Raw genomic sequence first — 16,159 nt, forward strand, 5'->3', positions numbered from 1 at the left:
ATGAAGCGGGCGCACCGAAGCAATGCGCCCGCCGAGTTTCAGTGTTGAGAGGGTGAGTGCACCTTCATTCAGGCGGCAAAGCCATCGACCGTGCAGGCCGGACCACCCGTGTGGGGCGGAAGGACGGCGCCGCTGATGGTCAGAGTGCTGCCATCCCAGGTGCCGCTGATGTCGCCATAGCAGTCACCGATGGTGATCGTGGTCACATCGACGTTCTTGAACGTCAGGACGCCGGCCGAATAGGTCGTCGTGTACGGCATGTTGTTGAAGTGCAGCGCGGCGCAGTTCGTGTCGCCGGGGTTCATCTCGATCGAGCCCTTGTTGTTGGCCGCATCGAGCGTGAGCTTGAGGTCGCACGTGACGGTGATGCCCTTGGTGGCGACGACGACGCCGTTCAGAACGCCATTCGGCGCGGCCTGAGCCATGGCCGCCGAACCGAAGAACGTCGAACCAACAACAGCCGATGAAATCAGGACGAGTTTGTTGAGCCTGTTCATTTATCATCTCCCGCGTTATTTGATTCGCACTGTTTTATCAGTGCGACTCGACTATAACTAATCTGTAATTTTATTCAAGAGTATTCAGATTTAACGTACAATTAATTGCGTTGAACGGTTCGTCTCAGAATCGCTTCATGATGTTGAATCCCACGATGCGGGGATCCAGCGTGAAGACGTTGGTCGTCAGGCCAGTATCATCGGCATTCGTGAAGAAGTCCGTGATCGGCGTGTTGTTGAAAAGGTTCTTCACGTATAGCTGAAATGTAATGTCAGATTTTGGCCGAGACAAAGTCAGGGCTGCATTTACGTTGTCCCATGCCTTAAGGCGGTCGTAGGCGGTGTTATAAACGCGCGCATAGCTTTTTGACTGTCGGTAATAGTCACCGCGCAGCGTGAGTTCCCAGTCCCCGCCATCGAGGAAGAAAGTGTATTGCGCGCCGACATTCGCGGTCCAGCGCGGGGCGTTGGGCAGCTCGTTGCCGGTGAGGTCGGCGGCGAAGCCGCGCCCGCCATTGGGCGCGCCGCTACCGCCCTGGGCGATGTTCAGGCCGACCGTGCTCGCATTGTAGGGCGCGAACGGATCATAGGTGAAGCCATAGGTGTTGTAGAGCTTGAACTTGCTGTCCACCGCCGGGTTGTAGGAGCCGATGCGAGTCGCGCCCGGGCAGAGTGCGGCCAGCGCGATCTCGTTGCCCGACGGCAGGACCTTCTCCACCAGCGCGCGCGGCGCGATGCAGTTCGAGGGGACCTGCAGCCAGGGCCGCAGCACCACCCAGTCCGGATCGCCCTGCGTCCGGTTCATCACGTCGATCGACTCCGAGCCCTTTTTCAGCCGCGTCTTGAGCAGGCCGAAATTGCCGTCGATGCGAAAGGCGCGGGAGGGGCGCCATGCCGCCTCCAGCTCCAATCCCATGCTCGTGGCGCCGAAATTCTCGTTATAGGCAATCCGGTCGACGATCTGCGAGATCTGATAATCCTTGTAATCGTACAGGAATGCCGTGGCGTTCAGAGTCAGCTTGCGGCCGGCAAAGGCGTTCTTGGTGCCGATTTCGAAGGCGTTGACATATTCCGGCCGAAAGGTCTGCGGCAGGAACTGATACTGCACGATCGCCGGGTTGAAATCGACGCGGGGCGGATTGACGCCGCCGCCCTTGTAGCCGCGGGCCGCCGAAAGATAGAGGAGCGTGTCGTCGGTGAAGCTGAGCGTCGGCTTCCAGTCGATCACCGCGCGCCCGGTGAACTTCCCCCATTTCTGGTGGATGTCGGGCAGGGCGGGATAGCCGCTGTTCACCCGGCCGCCGGTGGTGTCCCCGGGGAACGGCGTACCGGTGCCGCCGCCCAGCAGCAGCTGGCTGGGGATCTGGGTCGAGACCTTCTCGTCCTGCGTGTAGCGCAGGCCGACGGTCAGCTTCAGATTGTCGGCAGCGTTCCAGTAAAGCTCGCCAAAGGCGGCCTTGCTTTTGATCCGCACGCCATTCTGGCTCAGGAAATAGTTGTGGCCCTGATTGTCGAGGCTTCCCAGCGGATTGCGGTCGACATAGGGGCATTCGCGCCCTTCGAAGCCAAGGCCGCAGGGCGCGACCGCCGGCTTGAGCGTCGTGCCGCCGCGGCTGTAATACCAGTCGGCGATCAGGGTGAACATGTTGTTGAAGACGTAGTAATCATCCTTGGATTTGAAATAGAGATAGTTCAATCCAAAGTTGAAATTAAGTGGTCCGCTAAAGCTCGATTGAAGCCGGAACTCCTGAGACCATTGGCGATTTCGCGAACGACTTATGTCGACCGAGACCATCCGGTCGGAGCAGCCGAGCTGGGGATCGCAATAGATTCCGCCCGGCGTGGGCAGTTCCGACGTGTCCATGGTCCGGCCGAGCACGTCGAGGAGGAGTTGCGAGGAGTCGTTGAAGATCGGGTTGCTGACGAACCGGTTATAGTCCTGCGACGAATAATAGCGGTCGCGGGCATAGGCGGTCTGCGACACCAGCTTCAGCCCTTCGGCGGGCACGAACTCGAGGTTGAGCTGGTAGACGTCGTTCGTCGCGCGGAACACCGGGTCGTAGCTGGTCGATATCTCACGCAGGTTCCGCGACTGCGTCACTCCGGCAAAAGGGTCGGCGTCCTTGAGGACGTTGACGCGCGGGCCGCCGCGCCGGTCGGGGCGGGCGGGGTTCGGCTGGAAGCCGAGCAGGATGTCGGAGGGCACCTTCAGATAGACGAGGCTGCGCCCGTTGGGCACGCCATAGGCTGCATCGTCATAGAGCGAGCCCGGCAGGCAACCCTGGCTCAGCTTGCCGCGCAGGCTCGGATTGGTGATCGTGACGTTGCCGACCTTCGCCGGGCCCGGATCGGTGGTGCACAGCTGCTTGCCCGTGCGCGCCCGGTTGTCGTCCTCGTCGAAATGCTGCCAGATCAGGTTCGCGCGAAACCGGTCGCTGGGAATCCATTGCACCGTTCCGCGGGTCGACCACAGGTTGCGCCCGTTGACGTCCCGCTTGGTGAAGCTGTTGTAGTCGAAGCCCTCGCGGCTGGTCCAGGCGCCGGCGACGCGGATGCCCAGCGTGTCGCCGATCGGAATGTTGAGCATGCCGTTCAGGCGCATCGTGCCGTAGTTGCCGACCTCGGCCTTCACCTCGGCGCCGAAATGGGCGTCCGGCAGCGCGGGGATCACATTGACCACGCCGGCTGTCGCGTTGCGGCCATAGAGCGTGCCTTGCGGGCCGCGCAGCACCTCGACGCGGGCCAGATCGAAGAATTCCGATTCGAACAGCCGGTTGCGCACCAGCGGCGTGTTGTTGAAGCTCACTGCGACCGCCGGGTCGCTCGACGCCGAAATCGCCTTGGTCCCGATCCCGCGGATCGAGAAATTGTACATGCTGAAATTGCTTTTCGAGAAGGTGACGTTCGGAATGGCCCGCAGCAGTTCCGAGCCGCCTTCGATCTTCCGGTCGTCGAGCGCCTGGGCGGAGAATGCGGACACCGCGATCGGCACGTCCCGGATCGATTCCTCGCGCTTCTGCGCGGTGACGATGATCTCGGTCGGGCTATCGTCCTGCGCCACGCCCGGCGCTTCGCTGGTGCCCGAGACCTGGGTGGGCCGGGCGGGGGCGGGCGGGGCGCTGGAGGTGGGCGTCACCGCGCCGGCGGCGGGCAGCACCACATAGGTCTTGGCGCCGGTCTGGCGCGCGACCAGCCCCGTGCCCTCGAGCAGCGCGCCGAGCGCCTGGTCGATCGTCATCTCGCCATGCACGGAGGCGGTGCGCTTCCCGCTGGTATATTTGCGGGCGGCGATGATCTGGATGTCGGCCTGATGGCCCAGCGCGACGATGCCGGTTTCCGCGGCCTGCGCCGACACGTCGAAGCTGCGCCGCTGCGCCGAAGCCGCCGGCGCCGTCATTACGAAGATACAGGCAGTCGCCCCCAACAGGGCGGCACGCCCCCGCATAATCCCCATGTTTTTCCTCTCCCTTGCGGGCTTTTTTGCGCCCGTTATTCCGCAAGAGTCCCCGGCGGCGATTTTCCTTATTTTCGCGGGCGGCCGAGGCGAATTTCGTTCGGATCGCTCAGGTCGATCGGTACGCCCAGGCTTTCCTGCACGGCCATGGCGAAGCCTTCGAGGTCGTCGGTGCGCAGCGTGCCGTCGAAGCTTTCCCGGGCGATGCCGGGGTCGACGATGACGAGCTGGCGGCGATTGTAGCGGTTGAACTCCGCGGCCGCGTCGGCGAGCGTGACGCCGGCAAGGTCGATCTTGCCTTCGCGCCAGGCAAGCGCCCGATAGACCGAGCTCGCGCTCGCAGGCGCGCGGACGACCGCGGCATCGTCGGCCAGGAAGGCATGCTCGCCCGCGGCGATGCGGATATGCGGCGCGGCGGCGCCGTTCGCCCAGGCTTCCACCACGCCTTCGGTCACGGTGATGTCGGCCCCTGCCTGGCGGCGGCGGACGGCGAAGGCGGTTCCCACGGCCTGCACGCGGATCTTTCCCGCCTCGACGAGGAAGGGGCGTTTCGAATCCTTGGCGACCTGGAACCACAGCTCGCCCTGCCGGATCCGGACCAGGCGGCGCGCCTCCTCGAGATCGACCGAGGCCAGGCTGGCGGTGTTGATCACCATCGTCGAGCCATCGGCCAGCGGCACGCGGCGGATCTCGCCGATCTGCGTGCCATATTCGGTGCCGCGGTCGAGCAGGAACGCCCCGCCTGCAAGCGATGCCGCGATTGCCGCGCCGCCACCGATCAGGAAACGCCGCCGGCCCGTGCGGGCGCGGTCGATCGGCGCGTCGGCTTCCGCGTCGTCGGCATTGGCCGGGCGCAGGGGATCGAGCGTCGCCCAGGCCGCCTGGGCCTGCAGCAGCGCGCCCCGCCGCCGCGGATCCACTTCGAGCCAGAGCCCGAGCTCGGCTTCGTCGATGTCGTTCCATTCGGACCCGTCCATCCGCGCGACCCAGCGCGTGGCTTCGTCCTGGATCTCGCGGGCGCTCTGGTGCGTCATGACCGGCGCGCCCCGTCGGCGCGCGGCGTGCCGGCCTCGAAGCCGTTCAGCCACGCCGTCACCCGGCGATCCTCGTCGCGCCAGACGCGCAGGATCGTCTGGATGCCCTGATGGACGTCGTTCTCGACCACGCTCTCGCTGACGCCCACGCGGCGCGCGATCTCCTTCTGGGAGATGCCCTCGATCTTGCGCATCTCGACGATGCGCCGGCAGCGTTCGGGCAGGCCGGCCATGATCGCGCGCAATCGCGCATAGTCCAGCCGGCCCGCGGCTTCGCGTTCGGGCGAGGGGCTGTCGTCGATCGCATAGGTTTCGATCTCGGCGATCATGTCGATCGACACGATCCGGCCGCGCTTGAGGCGCTGCAGCAGCAGGTTGCGTACGATCGAGAAGAAATAGGCGCCCGGACGCGTGATATGGTCGACCGTGTCGAGCGCGGCGAGGCGGCAATAGGCTTCCTGAACGATGTCATCGATATCCTCCTCCGAAACGCGCGCGCGCACCAGCCATGCCCGTACCGTGCTCTCGTACGGGATCACCGTTTCCGCCACCCACGTCGCCCTCAGGCGGCGTCGTTCGAAGTTCGCCTCCTTCTTCGTCGTGCCTCTCCTGCTTTTTTGTTCTTTTCTACGCGGCTTCTTGTCGTCCGTACTGCACAGATACCTGACCAGTGAATTTCCTTATTGCAACCCGCGGTATTTTTACGCGGCACGCATCTCAACTCCGCCTGTCCATAACGAATGGTTATGCTGCAGCGCGGCCTTCGAACGTGGCGCCGGCCCGTGTTTCGGCAATCATGCGATCCGCGGCATCAATCGGGGTTTTCAATGATTGCCAGTCCTTATCTCCTGTATCTCGGCCATTCGAACGACGAGGTGGGCATCAAGACCTCTCGCGGGCTGGCGGTGTTCCGGCCGGACGATTGCGTCGGCGAATTTCGGCACGACGATTGCGGATTGACGCTCGACCTGCCGCGCATGGGCTTTGCGGAGGCGGTTGCCGCCGGGGCCAGGACCCTGGTGCTCGGCATCGCCAATGCCGGCGGCCGGATGAGCGCCGACCTCGTGGCCGATGCCATCGCGGCGATCGAAGCGGGGCTCGACGTGGCGTCCGGCCTGCACCACCGGCTGCGCGAGGAGCCGGCGATCGTCGCGGCGGCGGCGCGCCATGGGCGCAAGCTGCACGATGTGCGCGATCCCCGGCCCGGCATCCCCGTCGGCAATGGCAAGCGGCGCGCGGGCAAGCGACTGCTCACCGTCGGCACCGATTGCTCGGTGGGCAAGATGTACGCGACGCTCTGCCTCGAGCGCGGCATGCGCGCGCGGGGCATGGCCGCCGATTTCCGCGCGACCGGCCAGACCGGTATCCTGATCGCGGGCAGCGGCGTGCCGCTCGATGCGGTGATCGCCGATTTCATCTCGGGCGCGATCGAGGACATCTCGCCCGCGCGCACCGATGACGGCTGGGATCTGATCGAGGGGCAGGGTTCGCTGTTCCACCCCTCCTTCGCGGGCGTCTCCACCGGCCTGCTGCACGGTGCGCAGCCGGCGGCGCTGGTGCTCTGCCACGATCCGATGCGCGCCCATATGCGCGGCCTGCCGCATTATCCGGTGCCGGGGCTCAGGGAGACGCTGGAGGCCAATCTGGCCGTCGCGCGCCTCACCAGCCCCGAGGTCCAGGCGGTCGGCGTCGCGCTCAACACGTCCAAGCTGCCGCGCGCGGAAGCGGAGCGGCTCTGTGCCGAGACCGCCGATGCGCTCGGCCTGCCCTGCACGGACCCCTTCGCCATGGGTGTGGACTCCATCATCGACAGGATCGACCAATGTTTCGAAGCCTCGCCGCGCGTAGCGACGCTTTCGCTCTAGCCACGCCCTTCCGCATCTCGCGGGGCGTGAAGACGGTCGCCGATGTGGTGACCGTCTCGATCGCGGCCGAGGGCGCGGTCGGGTGGGGAGAGGGGGTGCCCTATCCGCGCTATGGCGAGTCGATCGCGGGCGCCCTGGCGGAGATCGCGGCGGTGCGCGGCGCGATCGAGGGTGGCGCCTCCCGCGAGGAACTGCTCACCCTGATGCCGGCCGGCGCGGCGCGCAACGCAGTCGATTGCGCGCTGTGGGACCTCGAGGCGAAGCTGGCCGGGCGCAGCGTGACCGAGTTGCTCGGCATGGCGCCGCTGGGGCCGACCGCGACGGCCATGACCGTCAGCCTGGATACGCCCGAGGCAATGGCGGCGGCGGCCCGGCGCCTGGCGGACGTGCCGCTGATCAAGATCAAGGTCGATCGCAGCGACCCCGAGGCCCAGATCCGCCGCGTGCGCGAGGTGGCGCCGGGGCCGCGCGTGATCGTCGACCCGAACGAGAGCTGGACGATCGCCGAGATCGAGCGGCTGCAGCCGATGCTGGTCGAGCTGCGCGTCGATCTGCTCGAACAGCCGCTGCCGGCGGGGGAGGATGATGCGCTGGAGGGGTTCGCGCCGCTGATCCCGATCGCGGCGGACGAATCCGCGCACATCGCCGACGATGTCGCGGCGCTCGCGGGCAGATATCAGGTGATCAACATCAAGCTCGACAAGACGGGCGGCCTCACCGGTGCGCTCGCGCTGGCGGAGGCCGCCGCGGCGGCCGGGCTCGGCGTGATGACGGGCAGCATGATCTCGACCTCGCTGTCGATCGCGCCCGCGCTGGTGATCGCCGCCCGTTCGGGTTTCGTCGATCTCGACGGGCCGCTGTGGCTGGCGGAAGACCGGCCGGGCGGCGTGCGTGGCGAACGGGGCGTGCTGTCGCCGCCGGAACCCGGATTCTGGGGAGCGCCATAGCCGGAAGCAACAGGCAACAAGGGGAGAGGCGTCGGATGGTTCGGGGTGGAAAGCTGAAGATTGGCGTGGCGGCGGGCATCCTGCTGGCCACCGCCGCCGGAGTTGCCCTCGCACGCGGAGGCGGTCCGGAACCGGGCGCCGACCTGATCCTGCGCGGCGGCACCATCTATCCGGGCAATGCCGCGCCGTTCAAAGGCGATGTGGCGATCCGCGGCGATCGCATCGTCTATGTCGGGCCCAGGGCGCAGGGCAGCGCCAGGAGGATCATCGATGCGACCGGCCTGATCGTCGCGCCCGGCTTCATCGACACCCACACCCATGTGAACGGCGCCCTGGCGTCCGGCGATCCCGCGGCGCGGCTGGTGCTGCCGTTCCTCACCCAGGGCGTGACGACTGGCTTTATCGGCGTGGACGGCGGCGGCGACCCCGATGTCGCCCGGACCTTCGGCCGCGAAAAGGGAGGCTCGGGCGGTGACGGAGAGGCCGCGCTGGGCCAGTCGAGCCGCGATTATGGCATCAACTTCGCCACCTATGTCGGCCTGGGCGCGGTGCGGCTGAAGGTGATCGGCCCCGACGATCGCGCGCCGACCCCGGAAGAACTCGCCCGGATGCAGGGTCTGGTCTCCACGGCCATGTGCCAGGGCGCCCTCGGCCTCTCGACCGGCCTGTTCTACGCCCCCCAGAGCTTCGCCAGGCGCGACGAGGTGGTGGCGCTGGCCCGGGTCGCCGCGGAGAAGGGCGGCATCTATGACAGCCATCTGCGCGACGAATCCTCCTACACGATCGGCCTGAAGGGCGCGGTGGCGGAGGCGATCGAGATCGGGCGCGAGGCCGGCATCCCGGTGCACATCGCCCATATCAAGGCGCTGGGCGTCGACGTGCAGGGTCAGGCCGGGGCGATCATCGCCCAGATCGAAGCTGCCCATAAGGCCGGGCAGGTGGTCCATGCCGATCAATATCCCTGGTCCGCCTCGGGGACCGGGCTGTCGGCGGCGCTGATGCCGCGCTGGGCGCAGGATGGCGGCCGCGCCGCGATGCTCCGGCGCTTCGACGACCCCGCCGCGATGGCGCGGATGCGGCCGGAGATCGCCGACAATCTGCGCCGGCGCGGCGGCCCCGCGTCGCTGCTCATCACTTCGGGCCCGGCCGATGCGGAGGGCAGGACGCTCGCGCAGATCGCCACGAGCACCGGCGCCGACCCGATCGACGCCGCCATCGCGATCCTGCGGAAGCGCGAGGCGGGCGTGGCGTCGTTCAACCAGAGCGAGGCGGACATCGCCGCCTTCATGCGGCAGCCCTGGGTAGTGACGAGCTCGGACGCGTCGCAGGGGCATCCGCGCTATTATGCGTCCTTCGCCCGCAAATACGCGACCTATGTGAAGGAGAAGCAGGTCATCGACTTGCGCGCCTTCATCGATCGCAGCACCGCCGTGACGGCGGCGATGTTCGGCCTGGAGGGGCGGGGCCAGCTCAAGGCCGGCGCCTTTGCCGACGTCATCGCGTTCGACCCCGGCAGCTTCGCGCCGCGGGCCGATTATGTCCATCCCGCGCGGTTCTCCACGGGCATGCGCACCGTGATCGTCAACGGCGTGGTCGCCATCGACAATGGCGCACCCACCGGTGCCGCCGGGGGCCGCCCGCTGCCGCGCCAGCCAAGGCCGGGGAGCTGCCGATAAGCGACTGACGGGAACCGCAGGAAGGAGCCGATGCGGTGCAGCCGGAGCAACCGGCGCACGAATGGCATCATCGCTCGACTACACCGAGGAAGGGGAAGAAATCATGACAAGATCGACGAGGGCCGCCTCTCTGTCCGCGCTGGCGATCGCGCTGCTGTGGAACGGTGCGGCACATGCGCAGGATGCGCAGAACGCCGAGCCGGCAGCCGAGGCGCCGCAGACCGAGATCACCGTCACCGGCACGCGCATTCAGCGCAACGGCTATCAGGCGCCAACGCCCCTCACGGTGATCAATGCGGAGGACATGGCGGCGAGCGCGCCCGCCAACGTGGCCGACTATGTCAACGAGATCCCGTCGCTGGTCGGCAGCGTGACGCCGGCCAATTCCAACCTCAACATCTCGGCCGGCACCGCGGGCGTCAACGCGCTCAACCTGCGCGCGCTCGGCACTGCGCGCACGCTGGTGCTGCTGGACGGTCAACGCTCCGTGGGGTCGACCGTCGGGGGCCTGGTCGACGTCAACACCTTTCCGCAGGGGCTGATCAAGAGCGTCGAGATCGTCACCGGCGGCGCCTCGGCCGCCTATGGCTCGGACGCGGTGTCGGGCGTGGTCAACTTCATCCTCGACAAGGAATATACCGGCCTCAAGGGCACGGTCGAATATGGCATCTCCACTTATGGCGATGCGCCCAATTACCGCGCGACGCTGACCGCCGGCACCGGCTTCGCCGGCGGGCGCGGCCATATCCTGCTCAACGGCGAGATCGCAGTGAAGGAAGGGCTGCACGGCGTCCCGCGCGACTGGAACAACCGCGGCTGGTACATGATCAACAACCCCGCCTATGCGGCGAGCAACGGCCAGCCCGAGCGCCTTGTCGTGTCCGGGGCGGGCCTCAGCCAGGCGACGCGGGGCGGCGTCATCCTCAACACCGTGCTGCGCGGCACCCAGTTCGGCTATGGCGGCGCGGTCAGCCAGTATAATTTCGGCACCAATCGCGACCCCTGGCAGATCGGCGGCGACTGGCAATCGACCCAGGTCAACGGCTTCCAGTCGCTCGATCCGGAGGAGAACCGCAAGAGCCTGTTCGGGCGGGTGAGCTTCGAAGTCGCCGACTGGCTCAACCTGTTCGGCCAGGCCTCCTATGCCAAGTCGCAGAATCTCGGCTGGCTCGGCGTCCAGCTGAACCAGGCGAACGTCACGATCAGTTCCGGCAACGCGTATCTCCCGGCCGCGCTGCGAACCCAGCTGAACAACCTCAACATCGCCAGCTTCACGCTCGGCACCAGCAATGCCGACCTGCCGATCCGCAAGAACGATACCGAGCGCGAGCTGCAGCGCTATGTCGTCGGCGCCAATGGCAGCTTCCCGCTGTTCGCCGGCACCGCGCGCTGGGACGTCTATTACCAGAAGGGCGTCAGCCGCACGCGCGAGATGGCGCGCGATATCACCAACAATGCCCGGCTCGCGTTGGCGCAGGACGCAGTGTTCGCCCCGGCGGGCAATGCGATCGGCGTGCCGGCGGGCACGATCGTGTGCCGTTCGACGCTGACGGCGCCGACCAATGGCTGCGTGCCGCTGAACCGCCTCGGCATCGGCGTCGCCAGCCCCGAAGCGCTCGCCTATGTCCTCGGCAATCCCTATCGCCGGCAGAAGTTCGAGCAGGACGTCGTCGCCGCCAACCTGGCGTTCGACGCATTCTCGCTGCCGGCCGGGCCGGTCTCCGTCTCGGTCGGCGGCGAGCATCGCCGCGAGAAGGTGAGTGGCTTCGTGCCGACCGAATATCAGACCGGCTGGTTCGTCGGGAATTTCCTGCCCAGCTTCGGCCAGTACAGCGTGACCGAAGGCTATGTCGAACTCGCCGTGCCGGTGATCAAGGGCCTCGACCTAAACGGCGCGGTGCGCGGGACCGACTATTCGACTTCGGGCTATGTCACCACCTGGAAGGCCGGCCTGACCTTCCAGCCGATCCCCGACATCCGTTTCCGCGCCACCCGCTCGCGCGACATCCGCGCGCCCAATCTGGGCGAATTGTTCACCGCCGGATCGACCCGCATCAACGTGCTGATCGATTCCTCGCAGAACAATGCCTCGGTCACCTTTGCCGGCACGACGCGCGGCAACGCGCTGCTCCAGCCCGAAAAGGCCGATCAATGGGGCGTCGGCGTGGTGCTGCAGCCGAGCTTCCTGCGCGGTTTCGCGATGTCGGTCGATTACTACAACATCAAGATCAACGGCGCGATCGGGTCGGTCGCGGCCCAGACGATCGTCGATCGCTGCAACGAAGGCATCCAGGCGTTCTGCGCCGCCGTGGTTCGCGGGCCCAATGCCTTCGGCAACAACCTGCAGGTGTATGAGAGCCCGTTCAACTTCGCGGTGCAGAAGGCGCAGGGCATCGATTTCGAGGCCTCGTACCGGACCCGCGTCGGCCCCGGCAACTTCTCGCTGCGCGGCATGGCAACCCGCTACATCAAGAATTATTTCGACAATGGCATCGACGCGCCGACCGACACGGTGGGCCAGAACGCTCCCGGCGGCACGCCCAAATGGCTCTACCGCGCCCAGGCCAGCTATGACGTGGACGACTTCAACTTCACGCTGATCGGGCGCGGGGTGAGCGATGGCGTGTACGACAACAGCTTCGTCGAGTGCACCAGCGCCTGCCCGGCCTCCACCGTCACCCACCGCACGATCAACGACAATCGGATCAAGGGCGCCTTCTATCTCGACACCTCGATCACCCAGGGTTTCAAGATGGGCGGCAGGGACGTGCAGCTGTTCTTCAACGTCTCCAACCTGCTCGACAAGGATCCGCCGGTGGTGGCGCCGGGCCCGGCGGGCAGCGCCTATGCGACGCCGGCCACCAACCAGTCGATCTATGACCTGCTGGGGCGGACCTTCCGCATCGGCGCCCGGTTCAAGATGTAAGGGGAGGGGAGAGATGCAGAGGCTGATCCTCTCGGCCGTCGCGCTGCTCGCGGCGGCCTCCCCGGCGCTCGCGCAGGACTATGACGTGCTGATCCGCGGCGGCACGGTCTATGACGGCAGCGGCGCGCCCGGCCGGAGCGCCGATGTCGCGATCCGCGGCGATCGCATCGTCGCGGTGGGAACCGTCCCCGCCTCGGCGACCGCGAGGACCATGGTCGATGCGCGCGGCAGGATCGTCGCGCCGGGCTTCATCGATCCGCATTCGCACGCGGCGCCCAACATCCAGACGCCCGAACTCGCCGCCGCGCTGCCGATGCTCCATCAGGGCATCACCACCCTGTTCCTCAATCCCGACGGCGGCGGCCCGGCCGACCTGGCGCCGCAGATCGCCGACCTCAGGGCCAATATCCCCGGCGTGAACGTCGCCCCGATGATCGGCCACAATGCCGTGCGCGCGGCGGTGATGGGCAATGTCGATCGCCTCGCCACGCCTGGGGAGCAGGCGAAGATGGAAGGGCTGGTCACCGCGGCGATGAAGCTGGGCGCCTTCGGCCTGTCCGACGGGCCCTTCTACATCCCGGCCAAATATTCGAACACCGCCGAGATCGTCGGCCTGGCCAGGGCAGCCGGCGCCTTCCCGCATGCCTTTTACGAGAGCCATATCCGCGACGAGGGCAATTACGATATCGGCGTGGTCGCGGCGGTGGAGGAAGTGATCACCGTCGCGCGGGAGGCCGGGATCCCCGGCGTGGTCACCCATATCAAGGTGCTCGGGCCGCAGGTCTGGGGCAAGTCGGCCGAAGTGATCGCGCATATCGACAAGGCGCGGGCCGACGGCGTGCAGGTCTGGGCCGATCAATATCCCTATACCGCCTCCGGCTCGAGCCTGATGGCGTCGCTCGTCCCCGGCTGGGCGCAGGAGGGCGGGGCGGAGGCGCTGGCCAAGCGGCTCGAGGACCCGGCGATGCGTGCCCGCATCCGCGCCGAGATGGCCCCCAATCTCGCCCGCCGCGCCGGGCCGCACGCGATCCAGATCCGCGCCTACAAGGCCGATCCGTCGCTCGACGGCAAGCGGCTCGACGAAGTCGGCGCGATCCTGAAGCTCGATCCGCTCGACGCGGCGATCGAGATGCTCAAGCAGGGCGGGGCGCCCACCGTGTCGTTCAACATGAGCGACACGGACGTCGAGGCGTTCATGCGGCAGCCCTGGACGATGACGTCCACCGATGGCGGCCTGCCGCTCTTCGGCAAGACCGCGGAGCATCCGCGCGCCTATGGTGCCTTTCCCCGCAAGCTGCGCAACTATGTGATCGACAAGCCGGTGATCTCGATGGCCCAGGCGATCCATGCCGCCACCGGGCTGCCGGCCCGGGTCTTCGCGATTCCCGATCGCGGGGCGCTGCGCAAGGGCGCCTTTGCCGATGTGATCGTCTTCGATCCGGCGACGGTGCGCGACATGGCGACCTATGCGAAGCCGCATGCCTATGCCCAGGGCATGGACTATGTCTTCGTCAACGGGCGGGCCGCGCTGGTGCAGGGCAAGCCGGTGCCGGCGCGGTTCGGCAGGGTGCTGCTGCGCGCGCCCTGATCCTTCGGCGCGGGCCTCAGGCGATGATCAGCTTCACGCCCGCCTGTTCGATCATCCGCGCGTGCGCATCGCCGATCGCCGCATCGGTCACGATCACGTCGAGCTCGTCGAGCCCGCACACAACCGAGCCCGAGGGCGCGGCGAACTTGGAGCTGTCGACGAGCAGCGCCACCCATTCGGCGCGGTCGATCATCTGGCGTTCGGCGGCGGCGAGCACGACGTCCGCCTGCATCACGCCCTGCGCGCCGACGAACGCCGCGCCCATGAACAGGCGCGGGGCATGGACGCGCGGCATGCATTCCTCGCCGCCGATGCCGAGGATGATGTTCTGTTCGCGAAACACCGATCCGCCGGGCACGGCGATGCGGGTGCCCGGCTGGGGCAGCAGCGCGCTCACCACATGGAGCGAATTGGTGAGGACCTGGAGGTTGAGGCCGGCCAGGTGGCGGCACATCTGCAGCGTCGTCGAGCCGCCGTCGATGATGATCGATTCGCCCGGCTGGCAGAGCGTGGCGGCGGCGCGGCCGATCGCTTCCTTCTGCTTGCGGTTGCGATCGATATTCTCGTGGAAAGGCACGCCGGCGAGCGACTGCACGTCGGTGCGCTCGCCCGCCTCGTCTTCCACCAGCCGCGCCCCGCCGCGCACGCGCTGGATCACGCCCTTGCCCTCCAGCCGGTCGAGGTCGCGGCGCAGCGTGGCGGGCGAAGCCGGTACGGTCGCCTCCAGGCTCTTGAACGACACGAAGCCGGTTTTCCCGATCAGATCGAGGATCAGGCTATCGCGCTCTTCGACATGCATTTCCGGTGGAGCCCCAAATTTCCTGGGGTCTTGTGCCGGGCAAATCTGCCGAAATCAATCTTTTCCGCTCAAACGATGCCAGCGCCCAGTCCCACGGCCGTCCGCTCCTGTGCCTTGCGGGCCCGCCAGCCGCTGTCGCGGTAAGCGACGATCGCATCGATTGCCCCGCCGGCCTCCATCCGCGCCATGGCGAGGATCGGCGACACGTCGGTGCGATAGGCCTTTCGCAGCGTGAGGAAGGCCAGCATCGTGTCATTGGCCTGCTGCGCGGCGGCAAGCGCCTCGCGATCGACCAGGCTGGCCTTGGCGAAGGCGCCCGCGATCGCCTCGGCCGACGAGATCATGCTCTCGATCGGATCGGTGACGTTGTGCGACTGGTCGATCATATATGCCGGATCGAACCCGTCGCGCGGGTTGAGCTCGGCCTCGATCAGCTCGTTGAAGACCAGGAAGAGCTGGTGCGGGTTGATCGATCCGCTGTCGAGATCGTCGTCGCCATATTTGCTGTCGTTGAAGTGGAAGCCGCCCAGCTTGCCGAAGCGGTGGAGCCGGGCGACGATCTGCTCGATGTTCACGTTCGGCGCGTGATGGCCGAGATCGACCAGGCACTTCGCCTTGGGGCCCAGTTCCTGCGCGGCGAGGATCGACGAGCCCCAGTCCGAGATCACGGTGGAGTAGAAGGCCGGCTCGAACATCTTGTGCTCGAGCAGCATGCGCCAGTCGTCGGGCAGCGCGGCATAGACTTGCGCCGCCGCCTCCAGATAGCGGTCGAGCGACTTGGCGAGGTCCTGCTGGCCGGGAAAGTTGGTGCCGTCGCCCACCCAGACCGTGAGCGCGGCCGCGCCGAGCTGCCGGCCGATCTCGATGCACTCGATATTATGCTCCACCGCCTGGGCGCGCACGCCCGCATCGCCGGCCGAGAGGCTGCCGTCGCGGTAGCTCAGCTTCTGGCCGGGCTGGTCCTGGAAGGTATTCGAGTTGATCGCGTCGAAGCCCAGGCCGAGCGCCGCCGCCGCCTCGCGCAGCGCCGCATAGTCGCCCACCTTGTCCCAGGGGAAATGCGGGCTGACGCGCGGCGTGACGGTGGAGAGCTGGTGGATCACCGCGCAATCCGCCAGCTTCTCGTGGATGGTCGTGGGCTCGCCGGCGATCGGAAACTTGGCGAAGCGGGTGCCGCCGCGGCCTGCGCCCCAGCTCGGCACCGCGACCGCGAAGCCGGCGACGCGCGCCTTCACGGCATCGATGTCGATCCCGCGGCGCCCGAGCGCACGGCCCAGGCTGTCATATTCGTCCCGCAGCGCTTCGACGCGCGTCGCATTGTGGCTTTCGATCTGGTCGACCGAAAGCGGCAGTTCCTTCGCCATTGCACCCTC

At 67.0% G+C, this 16,159-nt stretch carries 11 protein-coding genes; 5 read left to right on the plus strand and 6 right to left on the minus strand.

Features of this window, described 5'->3' with window-relative positions; translation table 11 throughout:
- Positions 1-68 precede the first annotated feature (68 nt).
- From CAP40_RS19825 to CAP40_RS19840, 4 genes are all read right to left on the minus strand, one after another.
- Entirely contained in the window at positions 69-497 is a 429-nt protein-coding gene (locus CAP40_RS19825) for a hypothetical protein (protein ID WP_144034465.1), read from the minus strand.
- A 124-nt stretch (positions 498-621) separates the two neighbouring features.
- Positions 622-3,894: a TonB-dependent receptor domain-containing protein gene (locus CAP40_RS19830; RefSeq protein WP_086131299.1), complete on the minus strand. Its 3,273-nt coding sequence runs from the start codon at positions 3,892-3,894 to the stop codon at positions 622-624.
- Positions 3,895-4,019: 125 nt separating this feature from the next.
- Entirely contained in the window at positions 4,020-4,985 is a 966-nt protein-coding gene (locus CAP40_RS19835; RefSeq protein ID WP_086131300.1) for a FecR family protein, read from the minus strand.
- Positions 4,982-5,536 carry an RNA polymerase sigma factor gene (locus CAP40_RS19840; protein ID WP_256924408.1) on the minus strand — a complete coding sequence of 185 codons (555 nt, stop codon included), beginning with the start codon at positions 5,534-5,536 and terminating at the stop codon, positions 4,982-4,984. The genes CAP40_RS19835 and CAP40_RS19840 overlap by 4 nt, the downstream gene beginning before the upstream one ends.
- 276 nt (positions 5,537-5,812) lie before the next feature.
- Between CAP40_RS19840 and dgcN the strand changes: the two genes are divergently transcribed.
- The 5 genes from dgcN (at position 5,813) to CAP40_RS19865 (ending at position 13,987) form a co-directional block, all read left to right on the plus strand.
- Positions 5,813-6,850: an N-acetyltransferase DgcN gene (gene dgcN / locus CAP40_RS19845; protein ID WP_086131348.1), complete on the plus strand. Its 1,038-nt coding sequence runs from the start codon at positions 5,813-5,815 to the stop codon at positions 6,848-6,850.
- Positions 6,808-7,797, plus strand: a complete 990-nt coding sequence (gene dgcA / locus CAP40_RS19850; protein WP_086131301.1) for an N-acetyl-D-Glu racemase DgcA — start codon at positions 6,808-6,810, stop codon at positions 7,795-7,797. The genes dgcN and dgcA overlap by 43 nt, the downstream gene beginning before the upstream one ends.
- Positions 7,798-7,832: 35 nt before the next feature.
- Entirely contained in the window at positions 7,833-9,473 is a 1,641-nt protein-coding gene (locus CAP40_RS19855; RefSeq protein WP_086131302.1) for an amidohydrolase family protein, read from the plus strand.
- A gap of 103 nt (positions 9,474-9,576) precedes the next feature.
- The gene (locus CAP40_RS19860) at positions 9,577-12,399 is read left to right on the plus strand and encodes a TonB-dependent receptor domain-containing protein (RefSeq protein ID WP_086131349.1); all 2,823 of its coding nucleotides are present in this window, start codon (positions 9,577-9,579) and stop codon (positions 12,397-12,399) included.
- A 13-nt stretch (positions 12,400-12,412) separates the two neighbouring features.
- Entirely contained in the window at positions 12,413-13,987 is a 1,575-nt protein-coding gene (locus CAP40_RS19865; RefSeq protein ID WP_179188392.1) for an amidohydrolase family protein, read from the plus strand.
- A gap of 16 nt (positions 13,988-14,003) precedes the next feature.
- On the opposite strand, the gene CAP40_RS19870 is transcribed toward CAP40_RS19865, so the two are convergent.
- Together CAP40_RS19870 and rhaI are read right to left on the minus strand one after the other, a co-directional pair.
- Complete coding sequence (locus CAP40_RS19870; protein WP_086131304.1) at positions 14,004-14,786, minus strand: DeoR/GlpR family DNA-binding transcription regulator; 783 nt, start codon at positions 14,784-14,786, stop codon at positions 14,004-14,006.
- Positions 14,787-14,854: 68 nt separating this feature from the next.
- On the minus strand, positions 14,855-16,150 hold the full coding sequence (gene rhaI, locus CAP40_RS19875; RefSeq protein WP_086131305.1) for an L-rhamnose catabolism isomerase: 1,296 nt from the start codon (positions 16,148-16,150) through the stop codon (positions 14,855-14,857).
- Between the last annotated feature and the right edge of the window lie 9 nt (positions 16,151-16,159).

The organism is Sphingomonas sp. IBVSS2 (assembly GCF_002127225.1).
GTDB lineage: Bacteria > Pseudomonadota > Alphaproteobacteria > Sphingomonadales > Sphingomonadaceae > Sphingomonas.